This window comes from Kitasatospora sp. NPDC059648 (assembly GCF_042734825.1).
In the GTDB taxonomy this organism is placed as follows: domain Bacteria; phylum Actinomycetota; class Actinomycetes; order Streptomycetales; family Streptomycetaceae; genus Kitasatospora.
Genome location: NZ_JBHWDU010000055.1, coordinates 43,572 through 56,675, shown reverse-complemented (window position 1 = coordinate 56,675; position 13,104 = coordinate 43,572). Strand labels below are relative to the sequence as shown.

The following is a 13,104-nucleotide window of genomic DNA, read 5'->3' as shown; positions in this document are numbered from 1 at the left end:
CTCATGTCAGAACTTCTCCGGGTAGATCAACGCGAGGATGAGGTAGCCGACGAGAGCGACGGCCACGATGAGACCTGCGATGTTCTCGGCGCTCACAGCTTCTCCACCCCCCGCGCGATCAGGGCGATGACGGCGAACACGGCGACCGTGACACCGACGTAGATGAGATCGGACATGGGCTCCACCTGAGTGGCTGAGGGGACGTGCCCGTGAAACGGCCTCGGGGGCCCTCACGGCACCGGCGGACGACCGGCGGGAGCAGCCAACCAGCCCCCGGGGGCGCGCAGCGCGTCCCTGATGCCGTCCATACGGGTGATCCGGAAACATTGACGCGGCCCTTATGTCGCCGTCATTCGTCCGAGACCGCGGATTGTCCTGAACGTTTCGACAAGGCCTAACGACTCGGCCCCCGAGGCACCGCCGGTCCGCACAGCCGGACGGCGGGCCTCAGGGGCCGAGGGGTGCACCCGGTGCCGGTGGCACGCGGCACCGGGTGGGTCTGTCGGTTACTGCCCGGGCTTGCGGCCGTGGTTCGCCTTCTTCTTCCGCCGGGCCTTCTTCTTACGGGCGCGCTTGGACATCGTGGTCCTTCCCTCGGTACGGGGTTCCGGGACGGTTCAGACGGCCTGGCCGACCAGCTGGTCGGCAAGCTTGACCAGGCGCTTCAGCGAGCGCTCCTCCTGGGCGGCGGCCGCAGTCGGTGCGATGACGCCGCCGTCGAAGTAGGCGCCGTTGGCGACGACCGTCTCCGGGAGGCAGAGCCGCACCACGGCTGCCGCGCCCTCCGCCGCCGGGGCACCGACCCGCCCGTACAGCGGCAGCAGCGCCGTGTCGCACAGGCCCGGGTTGAGACTGACGGCGGTGACACCGGAGCCGGCCGGGGCCATGTCGGCGGTCGCCATGGTGAGGGCGAGCTGCGACTGCGCGTACGCGGCGACGCGCGAGTACTTCTTCACCCGGTGCGGGTCCGACCAGTTCATCGAGGCGGTGCGGTGCAGCGACGAGGACACGTTGACGATGCGGGCATCGCCGGCCGCCGACAGCGGGGCGCGCAGCAGCCTCGCCAGCAGGTGCGCGGCCAGGAAGTTGACCTGGAGCGAGACCTCGTTGCCGTCGTCGGTGAGGGTGCAGCGCTCGGGCGCCATCGCGGCGGCGTTGTTCACCAACAGGTCGAGCGCCGGGTAGTGCTTGACGACCGTGCCGGCCAGCACGGCGACCTCCGACAGCCTGGTGAAGTCGGCTGCCAGCTCGACCAGTTGGTCCCGCCGGGCGCCCGCGGCGACCAGGCGCTCGACGGCGCCCTCCGCCTCGCCGGTGGTGCGGGCGTGCACGAGCACGGTCGCGCCGTGCCCGGCGAGCAGCCGGGCGGTCTCCCAGCCGATCCCCGACGAGGCGCCGGTGACGAGGGCGGTGCGGGCGGACAGAACAGCGTCGGACATGACCCATCCAAGGGTGAAAAGGCACCGGCGGGGTGCGGGGGCGACGCGGCGCGAAGCCGCTCGCCACCGGGGCCGCCGGTGCGAGAAGGGTGTGTTGCGCGGGAAGGCTCGTCCGTCCCCTGACCCCCGGAGCCGGTCAGGGCGGGGGACGGACGGCGGTGATCGGCACGGGCCGGACGAACGGCACCCGGCCCGCGCGCGCGGCCGGCGGCGAGCGGGGTAGTGGCTCGGTCCTACCGGACGGCGGCGGCCGCGACAGCGACGATCCGCGGCCGGCTATGCGGCGGGCGGTCGTGGTGGCGTGTCGAGCGGTGCATGCCCACCATCGAAGCCTGCCCCGATGCCGGGGGCAAGCCCGTTCACCCTCCCTGACGAAGCCCTGACGCGCCGCCGACACATCGTTGGTGCGGGCGTCAGGGAGCTGTCAAGGAAGCGGCGCCGCACGCCAAGCCGCCGTCAAGGCCGCATGCCGTGTGAAGTCCCGGTGCTTCGCTGTCCGGCGTTCCCCCCGTCATTTCCCGAACCGCCGCCCCTCTCCCGGGCGGCCCGGAAGGTCCCCGAGACGATGCGCCGTTCGGCCCTCACCACACCGGACACCACCCCCGACCAGCAGAACTGGTTCGCCCGCCGAGAGCGTGCTCCCGGGCAACCGCCGCAGCACCCGAGCCACCGGCCGGCCAACGCCAGGAGCGGCCGCCGTCGACTCATCACCCGTCGGCAGCTCGCCGAGGCCCTTCCCGCCGCCGTCCGCAAGCTGCACCCGCGCATGATGGTGCGCAACCCGGTGATGCTGGTCGTCGAGACCGGCTCCGCGCTCACCACGGTCAGCGCCGTCATCCATCCCGGTGTCTTCGCCTGGATCATCAGCTTCTGGCTGTGGCTGACCGTGCTGTTCGCCAACCTCGCCGAGGCCGTCGCCGAGGCCCGCGGCAAGGCACAGGCCGCCTCGCTGCGACGCGCCCAGGCGGGCACCACCGCCCGGCGGCTGCTGCACTGGCGGGTCGGCACCCGCGACCTGCGCCACGAGGTCATCCCCGCCGAGCAGTTGCTGCTGCACGACATCGTCCTCGTGTCGGCCGGCGAAGCGATCCCGCAGGACGGCGAGGTGGTCGAGGGCGTCGCCACCGTGGACGAGTCGGCGATCACCGGGGAGTCCGCACCCGTCATCCGCGAATCCGGCGGCGACCGCACCGGCGTCACCGGCGGTACCAAGGTCCTCTCCGACCACCTGGTCGTCCGGGTCACCTCCCGCCCCGGGCAGAGCTTCGTCGACCGGATGATCGCCCTGGTCGAGGGCGCCGACCGGCAGAAGACACCGAACGAGATCGCGCTCAACATCCTCCTCGCCTCGCTGACCATCGTCTTCCTGCTCTCGGTGGTCTCGCTCCAGCCGATGGCCATCTACGCGAACGCGCCGCAGACCACCATCGTGCTGGTCGCGTTGATGGTCGCGCTCATCCCGACCACGATCGGCGCGCTGCTGTCCGCGATCGGCATCGCCGGCATGGACCGGCTCGTCCAGCGCAACGTGGTCGCCCTCTCCGGGCGGGCCGTCGAGGCCGCCGGGGACGTCGACGTGCTGCTGCTCGACAAGACCGGCACCATCACGCACGGCAACCGCCGAGCCGTAGCCCTGCACCCCCTGCCCGGCGCGACCACCGAACAGCTCGCCGAGGCCGCCCAGTTGGCATCCGTCGCGGACGAGACGCCGGAGGGGCGCTCCCTGGTGGAACTGACGAACCGTCAGTACTGGGTGCCGCCGCGCTCCCCCGGCGAACTCGGCGAGCAGCAGCCCGTCCCGTTCACCGCGCACAGCCGGATGAGCGGCGTCGACCTGCGCTGGCCCGACGGCACCACCTGCCTGATCCGCAAGGGCGCCGCGAGCGCCGTCGCCCGCTGGGTGGTGGACTCCGGCGGACGGCTCCCGATCGAGGCCAAGCCGCTGGTCGACCGGATCGCCGAGGCCGGTGGCACCCCGCTGCTGGTCGCCGTCCAGGACCGGCACGGCGCCCGGGCGCTGGGCGTCGTCGAACTCAAGGACGTGGTCAAGGAAGGCATCGCCGAACGCTTCGCCGAGCTGCGCCGGATGGGCATCCGCACCGTCATGGTCACCGGCGACAACCCGCTGACCGCGAAGGCCATCGCCGAGGAGGCCGGCGTGGACGACTTCCTGGCCGAGGCCACGCCCGAGGACAAGCTCGCCCACCTGCGGCGCGAGCAGGCCGCCGGGAACATGGTCGCGATGACCGGCGACGGCACCAACGACGCCCCCGCCCTCGCCCAGGCCGACGTCGGCATCACGATGAACTCCGGCACCCCGGCCGCCAAGGAGGCCGGCAACATGGTCGACCTCGACTCCAACCCGGCCAAACTGATCGACATCGTCCGGGTCGGCAAGCAACTCCTCATCACCCGGGGCGCGTTGACCACTTTCTCGATCACCAACGACGTGGCCAAGTTCTTCGCGATCATCCCCGCGATGTTCGCGAACGCCTACCCCGGGCTGCACCACCTCAACATCATGGAACTGCACAGCCCCACCTCGGCCATCGCCTCCGCGATCATCTTCAACGCACTGATCATCGTTGCGCTGATCCCGCTCGCCCTGCGCGGTGTCCGCTACCAGCCCGTCTCCGCAACCGACCTGCTCCGCCGCAACCTGCGGGTGTACGGGCTCGGCGGGCTCGTCCTGCCCTTCCTCGGAATCAAGGCCATCGACCTGCTCATCCAGTTCGTCCCCGGCCTCGGATAGCAGACCGGCCCGCCGCCCTCCGGACCGACACCGGGGCGGCGGGCCTCAACCGACGTGACGCTCGGCCCCCTTGCCGACGGGGAGGCACTCGACCCGGATCGCCCGACGCGGCAACGCAGCGGGCAGGGAGAGCACCAGGGCAGCGGCAGTGAAGAGGACGAAGTGCTCGCTCTCGGGCCCCACGCCGGACCAGCCGAGCTCGGCACGGCGGTGCTCGACGAAGGCGTTGCAGCACAGCCAGGCGGCCAGGCCGACCAGGGGTGCGGCCGGGGGCCGGGAGAAGGCTCCGGCCAGCGCGGCCAGTCCGAGGTACGCGATGTACGGGAACCAGCCGGCGTGGAGTTCGCCCAGCCGGCCGAGGCCGAGCGCGAGCGCGCCGCCGGCGACCAGGGCCACGGTGCCGGACACCGAGACCGGCAGGCGGTCGAGGACGGGGTGGTAGCGACGGCCGCCGGGCCGGGCGGAGTACATGCGCATCGTCCTGTCCCAGCCTCGCCGCGAGTTCGTTCGAGGCAAGCGAACCCACGGGCCCATGGCCCCGCGCCCCGCGTTGACGAGATCCTTACGCCGACGCCCGGATTCACAACGCGACCTTGACGCACCGGGTCGCCGACCGGTCCGCGCCATCGGTCCGCCGCCAATCACGTGTGACGCCCTTAGGTAGCGTTCGGGCGCGATAAAGTGCACATGCATGAGGAGCTCCTAACTCCCTGTGCCTGCCCCCGGGGTGTTTGCCGCACCGCCGGGGTCACCTGTTGATCTGTAGCCGGACTGCAGCACGCGGTGACGAACTCCCGCTCCCCGAATCCGTGATTCGCCTCCCTGACGAGCAATGAGCAACCACGACGGTTGGTCGAGTCCGTGACCCGCGAGTTCCGGCTCAGCCCTCAACCTGCGGGTACGGCCCTTCGCGCGGCGTAGGCGCGAAGGGCCGGGCGAACGTCGCCCACTGCGGGGCTCTGGTGCCGTCGGGTCACACGCAGGGGGAGGAGAAGCCGATCACGAGCGTCCCGTACGGGCTGCCGACACCGTCGATGGAGCCGGTGAACTCGTTGGTCGGGTTCGTGAAGTGGACGGATGTTCGGTATTGCCGGCCGGGAGGTGTCGGGCCCGAAGTCGTTGTCCACGGGGTCCAGCCCGAAGGCCGGGCCGGTGCTCGCCACGTGTTTGATCATCGTGTCCTCGCTGCCCCTGGCGACGCAGACGTGGGACGGGTCGATGTTCAGGTCCTCGGCGTGCTCGACGCCGACGCCGGAGCTGCCGACCAGGATCACGTCGTCCACGGGCGGTTTGTGGTCGCGCATGGTGAAGCCGACGGCGACGGTTCCGTAGCTGTGGCTCCATGAGGGTGTTGTGCGACGGATTGCCCTCGCGGGGTCTCGCGCAGGACGGTCTGGAAGCGTGCGGTTCCACCACCGTGCGGGGGCCGGGCCGGGCGGGGCCAGGAGGACGTCGCCACCGATCATCCGCCACGGCGCGGCGCTCCTCCAGCCGTGCCCGGCCATCCGGCCGCAGCGCGAGGAGCGAGCCCCAAGGGCCCTCAGGTGCTCCTGAGGTGCTCCTGAGGTGCTCCTCAGGAGCACCTCAGTGCTCGCAGGCCCACCAGGCGTCCACCGACGCCTTGTCGGCGAGCTCGCGCAGGTTGCGGACGGCCTGGGCCGGGTCCTCGGCGCCGTACACGGCCGAACCGGCCACGAACACGTCCGCTCCGGCCTCGGCGCAGCGCTCGATGGTGGTCGCGGAGACGCCGCCGTCGACCTGCAGCCAGAGCTCCAGGTCGTGCTTGGCGATCAGCTCCCGGGTGCGGCGGATCTTCGGCAGCATGATGTCCAGGAAGGCCTGGCCGCCGAACCCGGGCTCGACCGTCATGATCAGCAGCATGTCGAGCTCGGGCAGCAGGTCCTCGTAGGGCTCGATCGGGGTGCCCGGCTTGAGTGCCATCGAGGCGCGGGCGCCCTTGGCGCGGATCTCGCGGGCCAGTCGGACGGGCGCGGCGGCGGCCTCGACGTGGAAGGTGATCGAGCCGGCCCCGGCCTCGACGTACTGCGGGGCCCAGCGGTCCGGGTCCTCGATCATCAGGTGGCAGTCGAGCGGGATGTCGGTGGCGCGGGCCAGCGACTCGACCACCGGGATGCCCAGGGTCAGGTTCGGCACGAAGTGGTTGTCCATGACGTCCACGTGCAGCCAGTCGGAACCCCGGACGGCCTCGGCCTCGTCGGCGAGCCGGGCGAAGTCCGCGGACAGGATGCTGGGGTTGATCTGGGCCATGACCGACTACCTTCGTGCGAGGGCTTGCGAGGGCTGGGCGCCCGGGAGCGGGCACCTCGTCCCATCATCTCGCGCCGCGCCACCGCCGGTCGCACCCTGAGCGCTCCGGGTGACCGTGATCACACCCCGCCCGGGATGCCGGGGCCCGCTCCGGCGCCGGGGCCGTCAGCAGGTGAGCAGCCCGCACTGCCCGATGGGCCGCCACCGACCTGGCCGCGGGCCGGGTCCGGGAGGGCCTGCCGGACGGCGGACTCGACCGCCGGGCGGCCACCTTGAGGCCGACCGCGGCGATCTGCCGCGATCGGATGCCGGTCGACCCGCTCGCGATGCCGCCGGTGGAGCGCCGAAACCCTCCGGCGTGTGACCTCCGCCATGCCGCGCCGAGGATTAGCGGGGCCTCCCCCGTGGTCATCAGCACTTGAACGGCCCGCGCGCCCGCCCGGGCGGCCCCGGAACCCCGCCGCCCGCGCGACCGCCGTGTGCCGTGCCGACCAGTCGAGCTCCCCGCGCCCGCTCGGAGCCCCGTCCGAGGAAGGTCTCCCGATGGCCGATCTCGTCCATCCCGCCCGCGCGCTCTGGTGGCTCTTCGAGCCGGTGCACGCGGTCACCTACTTCCAGCCCGAGTGTCGCGACGCCTTCGAGGCGGCCGGGCTGCGCGGCTTCTGGCGCGGTTACTTCGGCGGCCGCTCCGCCCCGCTGGGCGCGGTGGACGCCCCGCCGGTGATCGCCGCCTTCTTCAACTTCGCCCCGGCGATGGTCGAGCGGGCGCTGCCGGCGCTGTGGTCGCTGGCCGCCCCGGAGGAGGCGCTGGCCGCCCGCGACAAGGGGGCGGGCGCGGCCCTGGCCCGGCTCCTGGAGCACGTGGACCGGGAACAGGTCGAGCAGGCGGTCGGGACGCTGGAGCAGGCCGCCGCCCGGCTGGACTGCGCCGGCCGGGTGCTGGCCGCCGCCAACGCCGCGCTCCCGACGCCGACCGGGCTGTACGAGCGGCTCTGGCGGGCTGCCACCGTGATGCGCGAGCACCGCGGGGACGGCCATGTGGCCGCGCTGGTGGCCGCCGGGCTGGACGGCTGCGAGGCGCTGGTGATCCGCTGTGCGATGGACATGCGGCGCGAACAGCTCCAGCCGGTGCGCGGCTGGACGGACGAGGAGTGGGACGCGGCCGCAGGGCGCCTGGTCGAGCGCGGCTGGCTGACGGCGGGCGGCACGGTGACCGAGCTCGGCCGGATCCGCCACCAGGCCCTGGAGGCGGCCACCGACCTGGCCGCCGCCCGGGTCTGGGAGGACTACCCGCGGGCCGAACTCGACCGGCTGGCCGCCGCGTTGAAGCCGATCTCGGCGCTGTGCCGCAGCAGTCTGCCCTTCTACCCGGCGGGGCTGCCGGACAACGGCTGACCGCTGCTGCCGGCCGGGCCGCCGTTCGGCGCCGCTCCGCCCGCCGGGCTGCCCCTCGGCGCCGGGCGGGCCGGCCGGCTGCCTCGGCGCCGCTCCTGCCGGGCTACCCCTCGGTACCGGGCGGGCCGAGCACGATCCCCCGTCCGGCGTAGAACGGCCCGAACGAGCGCCGCGAAACGCGTGCGAAGGCCTGCGACTCCCCCGGGAAGCCCGAGGGGTTGTGGATCAGCAGCGCCGTCTCCGTGGCGCCGACCGCCAGCACCAGGTGCCCGCCGCGCCGGACCGGCTCCGGCCCGTTCGGCTCCCGGATCGACGGGTGCACCGACACCATCACCAGCCGCCCGTCCGCCACCTCGGCCGCCACCTCCGCGGGCGTCAACTCCGCGGCGCGGGCGGCCAGTCCCCAGCGCCGCCGGACGTACTCCACGAACGGCGCGTGGACCAGTCCGCGCAGGCTCTCACCGTCCCGGACGTACGCGCCGGCCGCCACGCACTCGCCCGCCAGCGCCATCGCCGTCGGGGTGACGCCCCACCAGTGCTCCAGCGCCATCCGCAGGCAGGCCACTCCGCACAGGCGCCAGGACCACCATGCGTACTCCTCCGGGCTGGCCGCCCCCGACTGGCCCCAGCGCGGGTCCCGCGCCGCGTCCAGCCGCCCGTCCACGATGTCCCGCACGAGGTCCGCGGACTCCCACTGCGCCCGGTACGGCACCTCGTGCACCACCCGCGCCGGCCGCGCGGCGCCGCCCTGATCGACCATCCCCCGACGCTCCCACACCGGGGGCCGTCCGATGACTCACGACACTCCTGGAGCGTCCGCCCGGGCGTCGGTACCGTCCCCCGCGCCGCCCGCCGCGCCGTCCGCCGCGCGCGCGGTCCCCTCCGGGTCCTCACCCGGCCTCGCCCCCGAGCGGAAGGCCAGCCGCTGGGCGGCGTGCCGGCCCCGCTCCTCCACCGGCACCTGCCCGGTGGCACCGGCCAGCCCGAAGGCCGGCATGTCGAAGTAGATCGACTCGTACCCGCCCTCGGGGACGATGTACGTCTCGTGCCAGAGCCCGACGTGCCCCCGGGTCCGGCCCTCCCGCACCTTCCGGTTGGCGATTCCCCAGGCGGTGTGGTGGAAGCCGTCCGGTGCCGTGGAGTAGCGGTACAGCGCCTCCTTCGACTCCCAGTACTGGACGACGTAGTAGGTGCGCGGCGAGGCGGTGAGCAGGATGCGCCCGCGCAGTCCGCGTTCGGGGCTGCGGCGCAGCTCGCGCAGCATCCGGAACATCGCGTACATCACCGGGCCCCAGTGGTGGACGGCCCAGAAGCGGTTGACCCGCATGCCGATCAGCAGCACCACGGTGTCGCCGGTGGCAGCCGCGGTGGTGTAGCCCCGCCGTGGCTCGGCGAACAGCGACTGGACGAACGCGCTCCCCTTGGACATACCCGGCCTCCCCGAAACCGACCCGCCCCCCCATGTAATCGGTGATTACATCAAGGCCCGGCAGGGCGGTCAAGGCTCGCCGCAGCCACAATTCGGCTACTGCTAGGGCCCGTTGGCGATCCCCCGGCGGAAGGTGTCCAGCACCTGGACGGCCAGCTGCTCCGCCCGGTCCGCGGGCAGGTAGCCGTCCACGATCATCTGCGCCAGCCCGTAGACCAGCGCCTGCCCGGCCAGCATCACCTGCCCCGGGTCACCGGGCCCCAGCCGCCCCGCCCGCTGGTCCGCCACGATCAGTTCGGTGAACGCCCGGTCCATGCAGTCCAGTTGCTCCCGCAGCTCCGGATCCCGCGCATCCGTGAAGACCCGCGAGCGCACCAGCTCGAACCGCCGCGGATGGCGCAGCGCGTACCGGACGAACCCCAGGCCCAGCGCCCGCATCGCCGACCCGCCGACCGCTTCGGCGACGGCCACCTCCGCCTCCTGCCAGTGGTAGAAGTCCGTCAGCACCCGGTCCGCCACCGCCGTCAACAGCGCCTGCCGGTCGGCGAAGTGGCGGAACGGCGCGCCCGCCGAAACCCCCGCCCGGCGGGCCACCTCCCGCACGCTCACCTTCTCCTGGCCCTGCTCGTCCAGCACCTCGAACGCCGCCGCCACCAGCGCCTCCGGCAGCGCCCCGTGGTGGTACGCCCCCCGCTCCCCGATCCGCTCCGTCATGCCTGCCTTGCTACCACAGCGACCCTGGCCCGCCGGATCGGGCCAGGGTCCGGGTCGGCTCGCCGCGGTCTGGGGAGCGTCCGCGACGACCGGCCCCTCGGCTCGGCCGAGGGCCGGTGGGCCGAGGGCCGGTGGGCCGGTGGGCCGGTGGGCCGAGGGCCGGTGGGTCTACCAGGCGTAGTCCTCCGGGGCGGGGCGGTGGCCGGGGAAGAGTTCGTCCAGGCGGTCCAGGGTCTTCTGGTCGAGCGTGAGGTCGAGCGCCCCGAGGGCGGCATCGAGGTGGGCGGGGGTGCGGGGGCCGATGATGGGGGCGGTGACGGCCGGGCGGGAGAGCAGCCAGGCGAGGGCGAGCTCGGCGGGGTCGGTGCCGAGTTCGGCGGCGAAGTCCTCGTAGGCCTGGAGGCGCTCGCGGTGCTTCTCCAGCACTGCGCCCGCGTAGCCCAGGGCGCCGCGCACCCGGGTGCCCTCGCGCTCCTTGCGCAGGACGCCGCCGAGCAGGCCGCTGCGCAGCGGGGACCACGGCAGCAGGCCGAGGCCGTAGTGCTGGAGGGCGGGGATCACCTCCAGTTCGACGGTGCGGTCGAGGAGGTTGTAGAGGGACTGCTCGCTGACCAGGCCGAGGAAGTGCCGGGACCGGGCGGCCCCCTGGGCCTGGGCGATGTGCCACCCGGCGAAGTTGCTGGAGCCGACGTAGATGATCTTGCCCTGGGCGACCAGGACCTCCATCGCCTGCCAGATCTCCTCCCAGGGCGTGTCCCGGTCGATGTGGTGCATCTGGTACAGGTCGATGTGGTCGGTCCGCAGCCGCCGCAGGCTGGCCTCGACCGCCTTGCGGATGGCGAGCGCGGAGAGCCGCCCCTCGTTGGGCCAGTCGCTCATCTCGGCGTAGGCCTTGGTGGCGAGCACGGTGCGCTCGCGGCGGCCGCCGCCCTGGGCGAACCAGCGGCCGATGATCTCCTCGGTGCGGCCCTTGAGGTTGCCCTCGGGGTCGCGGCCGTAGGAGTTGGCGGTGTCGAAGAAGTTGATGCCGCGCTCATGGGCGGTGTCCATGAGCCGGTGGGCCTCGGCCTCCTCGGTGTGGGGGCCGAAGTTCATGGTGCCGAGGCAGAGGCGGGAGACGGTCAGGCCGGTGCGGCCGAGGTGGGTGTACTCCATGGCGCCCCACCTAAAGCCACACCGGCCACGGTGTCCAGCACATTCGCCGGACCGGGCGGCTCACCGCCCGTGGGTGGCGAACTTCCGTACGGCCAGCGGCCCGCAGAGCAGGAGCAGCGCGGCGCTCCACAGCAGCGTGGCCAGGACGGCGTGCTGCATCGGCCAGGCGGCGCCGGGCGCCGCCGGGTTGCCGAAGAGCTCACGGGCGGCCTCGACCACCGAGCTGATCGGGTTCCAGTCGGCGATCACCCGCAGCCAGCCGGGCATTCCGCCGGTGGGCACGTACGCATTGGTCACCATCGCCAACGGGAAGACGGCGACGGAGAGTTGACCGGCGGCCTCCTCCTTGCCGACGGCCAGGCCGAGCAGGATACCGACCCAGGTCATCACGAACCGGAAGAGCAGCAGCAGCGTGAACGCCTCCAGCGCGTCGCCCGCGCCGTGCCGGGCGCGCCAGCCGGCGGCCAGTCCGACCAGGGCCAGCAACGCCAGCACGACGAGGCTGACCAGGAGGTCGGCGAGAGTCTGTCCGAGCAGCAGTCCGGTGCGGGAGACCGGCATCGAGCGCAGTCGGTCGGTGACCCCGCGGCCGACGTCGCGGGCGGCGCCGACCATGGTGGGCATGATGCCGTTGGTGGCGACCATGGCGAACAGTCCTGGCATCAGGAACTCCCGGTAGTCCCCGCCGCCGGGCACCCGCACGGCGCTGCCGAAGACGTATCCGAAGACCACCACCATGATCACCGGCACACCCAGCGAGGCGGCCAGCAGGCCGGGTGAGTGACGGTAGTTGAGCAGGACTCGGAGCATCGAGGTGCCGGCGTCGGAGGCCAGCCGGACACCGGCGGACGGTCGCGGAGCAGTGTGGATGACGGCGGACATCAGGCGGCCCTCCCCAGTGCGGCGGACTCGTCGGTGAGCGCGAGGAACACGTCGTCGAGCGAGGGCGCCCGGACGGCGACGTCCTCGGCGACGACGCCGACGGCGTCCAACTCCCTGACCAGCGCAGGGAGCAGGACGTCCGCGCCGGGCCGGGTGAGCACCGTGACCGCCCGCGCGGCCACGTCCACCTGGGCGTCGGCCCCGGACAGGCCCGACAAGACCACGGCGGCGGCCGCGAGTTGGACCGGATCGGCCAGGGTGACGGAGACCTGGCTGCCGATCGCCGCCTTGAGCCGGGCCTGCGGACCGGTGGCGATCGCGGCGCCGTGGTCGACCACCACGATGTCGTCGGCGAGGCGGTCGGCCTCCTCCAGGTACTGGGTGGTGAGCAGCACGGTGGTGCCGCCGTCGGCCAACTCCCTGACGGTGTCCCAGATCACCTGGCGGCTGCGCGGGTCGAGCCCGGTGGTGGGCTCGTCCAGGAAGAGCACCGGCGGACTGGTGACCAGGCTGGCGATCAGGTCGAGGCGCCGGCGCATGCCGCCCGAGTAGGTGCGGACCAGCCGGTCGCCGGCCTCGGCGAGGTCGAAGCGGGTCAGCAGTTCGTCGGCGCGCGCCCGGGCCCGCCGGGCACCGAGGCGGTGCAGCCGGCCGAACAGGTGGAGGTTGTCGCGACCGGTGATGCCCTCGTCCAGCGCGGCGTGCTGCCCGGCCAGTCCGATCGCCCGCCGGACCTCCTCGGCGTCACGGACGGCGTCGTGTCCGGCGACCCGGACGGTGCCCCGGTCGGGGGCGACCAGGGTGGCGAGGACGCGTACGGCGGTGGTCTTGCCGGCGCCGTTGGGGCCGAGGAGGCCGCAGACGGTGCCGGCCGGGACGGTCAGGTCGAGGCCGCGCAGGGCTTCGGTGGCCCCGAATCGTTTCTCCACGCCTGCCATCTCGATGGCGGGTCGGGTGCTGTCAGACATGGCTCCGCCCTTCTCTAGGTACAGCGTACGTAGAAGCACACGCAGCCGCAATCGTACTACGTACGCCGTACGTATCTAAGATGGGTGAGCGAGGTGATCTTC

14 protein-coding genes are annotated in these 13,104 nt (G+C 73.0%); 2 read left to right on the top strand and 12 right to left on the bottom strand.

What is annotated here, in order from left to right; genetic code table 11:
* Positions 1-6: 6 nt before the first annotated feature.
* From kdpF to ACFV1W_RS27185, 3 genes are all read right to left on the bottom strand, one after another.
* A complete protein-coding gene (gene kdpF, locus ACFV1W_RS27195) occupies positions 7-96 on the bottom strand; it encodes a K(+)-transporting ATPase subunit F (protein WP_037831562.1) in 90 nt (29 codons plus the stop codon).
* Positions 97-506: 410 nt separating this feature from the next.
* On the bottom strand, positions 507-581 hold the full coding sequence (locus ACFV1W_RS27190; protein ID WP_380419867.1) for a 50S ribosomal protein bL37: 75 nt from the start codon (positions 579-581) through the stop codon (positions 507-509).
* A 36-nt stretch (positions 582-617) separates the two neighbouring features.
* Positions 618-1,439 carry an SDR family NAD(P)-dependent oxidoreductase gene (locus tag ACFV1W_RS27185; RefSeq protein ID WP_380419863.1) on the bottom strand — a complete coding sequence of 274 codons (822 nt, stop codon included), beginning with the start codon at positions 1,437-1,439 and terminating at the stop codon, positions 618-620.
* Between the two features lie 565 nt (positions 1,440-2,004).
* On the opposite strand from ACFV1W_RS27185, the gene kdpB reads away from it, so the two are divergent.
* Complete coding sequence (kdpB, locus tag ACFV1W_RS27180) at positions 2,005-4,191, top strand: potassium-transporting ATPase subunit KdpB (protein WP_380419862.1); 2,187 nt, start codon at positions 2,005-2,007, stop codon at positions 4,189-4,191.
* Between the two features lie 45 nt (positions 4,192-4,236).
* On the opposite strand, the gene ACFV1W_RS27175 is transcribed toward kdpB, so the two are convergent.
* From ACFV1W_RS27175 to rpe, 3 genes are all read right to left on the bottom strand, one after another.
* Positions 4,237-4,668: a hypothetical protein gene (locus ACFV1W_RS27175; RefSeq protein ID WP_380419861.1), complete on the bottom strand. Its 432-nt coding sequence runs from the start codon at positions 4,666-4,668 to the stop codon at positions 4,237-4,239.
* A gap of 410 nt (positions 4,669-5,078) precedes the next feature.
* Positions 5,079-5,657 (bottom strand): alpha/beta hydrolase, encoded by a 579-nt coding sequence (locus ACFV1W_RS27170; protein WP_380419866.1) that lies wholly within the window; start codon positions 5,655-5,657, stop codon positions 5,079-5,081.
* 118 nt (positions 5,658-5,775) lie between these two features.
* Positions 5,776-6,459, bottom strand: coding sequence for a ribulose-phosphate 3-epimerase (gene rpe, locus ACFV1W_RS27165; protein WP_380419860.1), 684 nt, complete (start codon positions 6,457-6,459; stop codon positions 5,776-5,778).
* A 543-nt stretch (positions 6,460-7,002) separates the two neighbouring features.
* On the opposite strand from rpe, the gene ACFV1W_RS27160 reads away from it, so the two are divergent.
* Positions 7,003-7,854, top strand: a complete 852-nt coding sequence (locus ACFV1W_RS27160) for a hypothetical protein (RefSeq protein WP_380419859.1) — start codon at positions 7,003-7,005, stop codon at positions 7,852-7,854.
* Positions 7,855-7,957: 103 nt separating this feature from the next.
* Here ACFV1W_RS27160 and ACFV1W_RS27155 read toward each other — a convergent pair whose 3' ends face one another.
* From ACFV1W_RS27155 to ACFV1W_RS27130, 6 genes are all read right to left on the bottom strand, one after another.
* A complete protein-coding gene (locus ACFV1W_RS27155) occupies positions 7,958-8,614 on the bottom strand; it encodes a C39 family peptidase (RefSeq protein ID WP_380419858.1) in 657 nt (218 codons plus the stop codon).
* A 36-nt stretch (positions 8,615-8,650) separates the two neighbouring features.
* The gene (locus ACFV1W_RS27150; RefSeq protein ID WP_380419857.1) at positions 8,651-9,283 is read right to left on the bottom strand and encodes a DUF4188 domain-containing protein; all 633 of its coding nucleotides are present in this window, start codon (positions 9,281-9,283) and stop codon (positions 8,651-8,653) included.
* Positions 9,284-9,385: 102 nt separating this feature from the next.
* Complete coding sequence (locus ACFV1W_RS27145) at positions 9,386-9,997, bottom strand: TetR/AcrR family transcriptional regulator (RefSeq protein WP_380419856.1); 612 nt, start codon at positions 9,995-9,997, stop codon at positions 9,386-9,388.
* A gap of 168 nt (positions 9,998-10,165) precedes the next feature.
* Positions 10,166-11,152, bottom strand: coding sequence for an aldo/keto reductase (locus tag ACFV1W_RS27140; RefSeq protein WP_380419855.1), 987 nt, complete (start codon positions 11,150-11,152; stop codon positions 10,166-10,168).
* Between the two features lie 60 nt (positions 11,153-11,212).
* Positions 11,213-12,034 carry an ABC transporter permease gene (locus ACFV1W_RS27135; protein ID WP_380419854.1) on the bottom strand — a complete coding sequence of 274 codons (822 nt, stop codon included), beginning with the start codon at positions 12,032-12,034 and terminating at the stop codon, positions 11,213-11,215.
* Positions 12,034-13,002, bottom strand: coding sequence for an ATP-binding cassette domain-containing protein (locus ACFV1W_RS27130; RefSeq protein ID WP_380419853.1), 969 nt, complete (start codon positions 13,000-13,002; stop codon positions 12,034-12,036). Before ACFV1W_RS27130 ends, ACFV1W_RS27135 begins: the two co-directional genes overlap by 1 nt.
* Between the last annotated feature and the right edge of the window lie 102 nt (positions 13,003-13,104).

What these genes read in the sequence shown, in the direction of transcription:
- ACFV1W_RS27135 (WP_380419854.1), bottom strand. Translation starts at nt 12,034, where the DNA reads ATGTCCGCCGTCATCCACACTGCTCCGCGACCGTCCGCCGGTGTCCGG.
- ACFV1W_RS27170 (WP_380419866.1), bottom strand. Translation starts at nt 5,657, where the DNA reads ATGATCGGTGGCGACGTCCTCCTGGCCCCGCCCGGCCCGGCCCCCGCA.
- ACFV1W_RS27130 (WP_380419853.1), bottom strand. Translation starts at nt 13,002, where the DNA reads ATGTCTGACAGCACCCGACCCGCCATCGAGATGGCAGGCGTGGAGAAA.
- ACFV1W_RS27175 (WP_380419861.1), bottom strand. Translation starts at nt 4,668, where the DNA reads ATGCGCATGTACTCCGCCCGGCCCGGCGGCCGTCGCTACCACCCCGTC.
- ACFV1W_RS27160 (WP_380419859.1), top strand. Translation starts at nt 7,003, where the DNA reads ATGGCCGATCTCGTCCATCCCGCCCGCGCGCTCTGGTGGCTCTTCGAG.
- rpe (WP_380419860.1), bottom strand. Translation starts at nt 6,459, where the DNA reads ATGGCCCAGATCAACCCCAGCATCCTGTCCGCGGACTTCGCCCGGCTC.
- ACFV1W_RS27185 (WP_380419863.1), bottom strand. Translation starts at nt 1,439, where the DNA reads ATGTCCGACGCTGTTCTGTCCGCCCGCACCGCCCTCGTCACCGGCGCC.
- ACFV1W_RS27145 (WP_380419856.1), bottom strand. Translation starts at nt 9,997, where the DNA reads ATGACGGAGCGGATCGGGGAGCGGGGGGCGTACCACCACGGGGCGCTG.
- ACFV1W_RS27140 (WP_380419855.1), bottom strand. Translation starts at nt 11,152, where the DNA reads ATGGAGTACACCCACCTCGGCCGCACCGGCCTGACCGTCTCCCGCCTC.
- ACFV1W_RS27150 (WP_380419857.1), bottom strand. Translation starts at nt 9,283, where the DNA reads ATGTCCAAGGGGAGCGCGTTCGTCCAGTCGCTGTTCGCCGAGCCACGG.
- ACFV1W_RS27155 (WP_380419858.1), bottom strand. Translation starts at nt 8,614, where the DNA reads ATGGTCGATCAGGGCGGCGCCGCGCGGCCGGCGCGGGTGGTGCACGAG.
- kdpB (WP_380419862.1), top strand. Translation starts at nt 2,005, where the DNA reads ATGCGCCGTTCGGCCCTCACCACACCGGACACCACCCCCGACCAGCAG.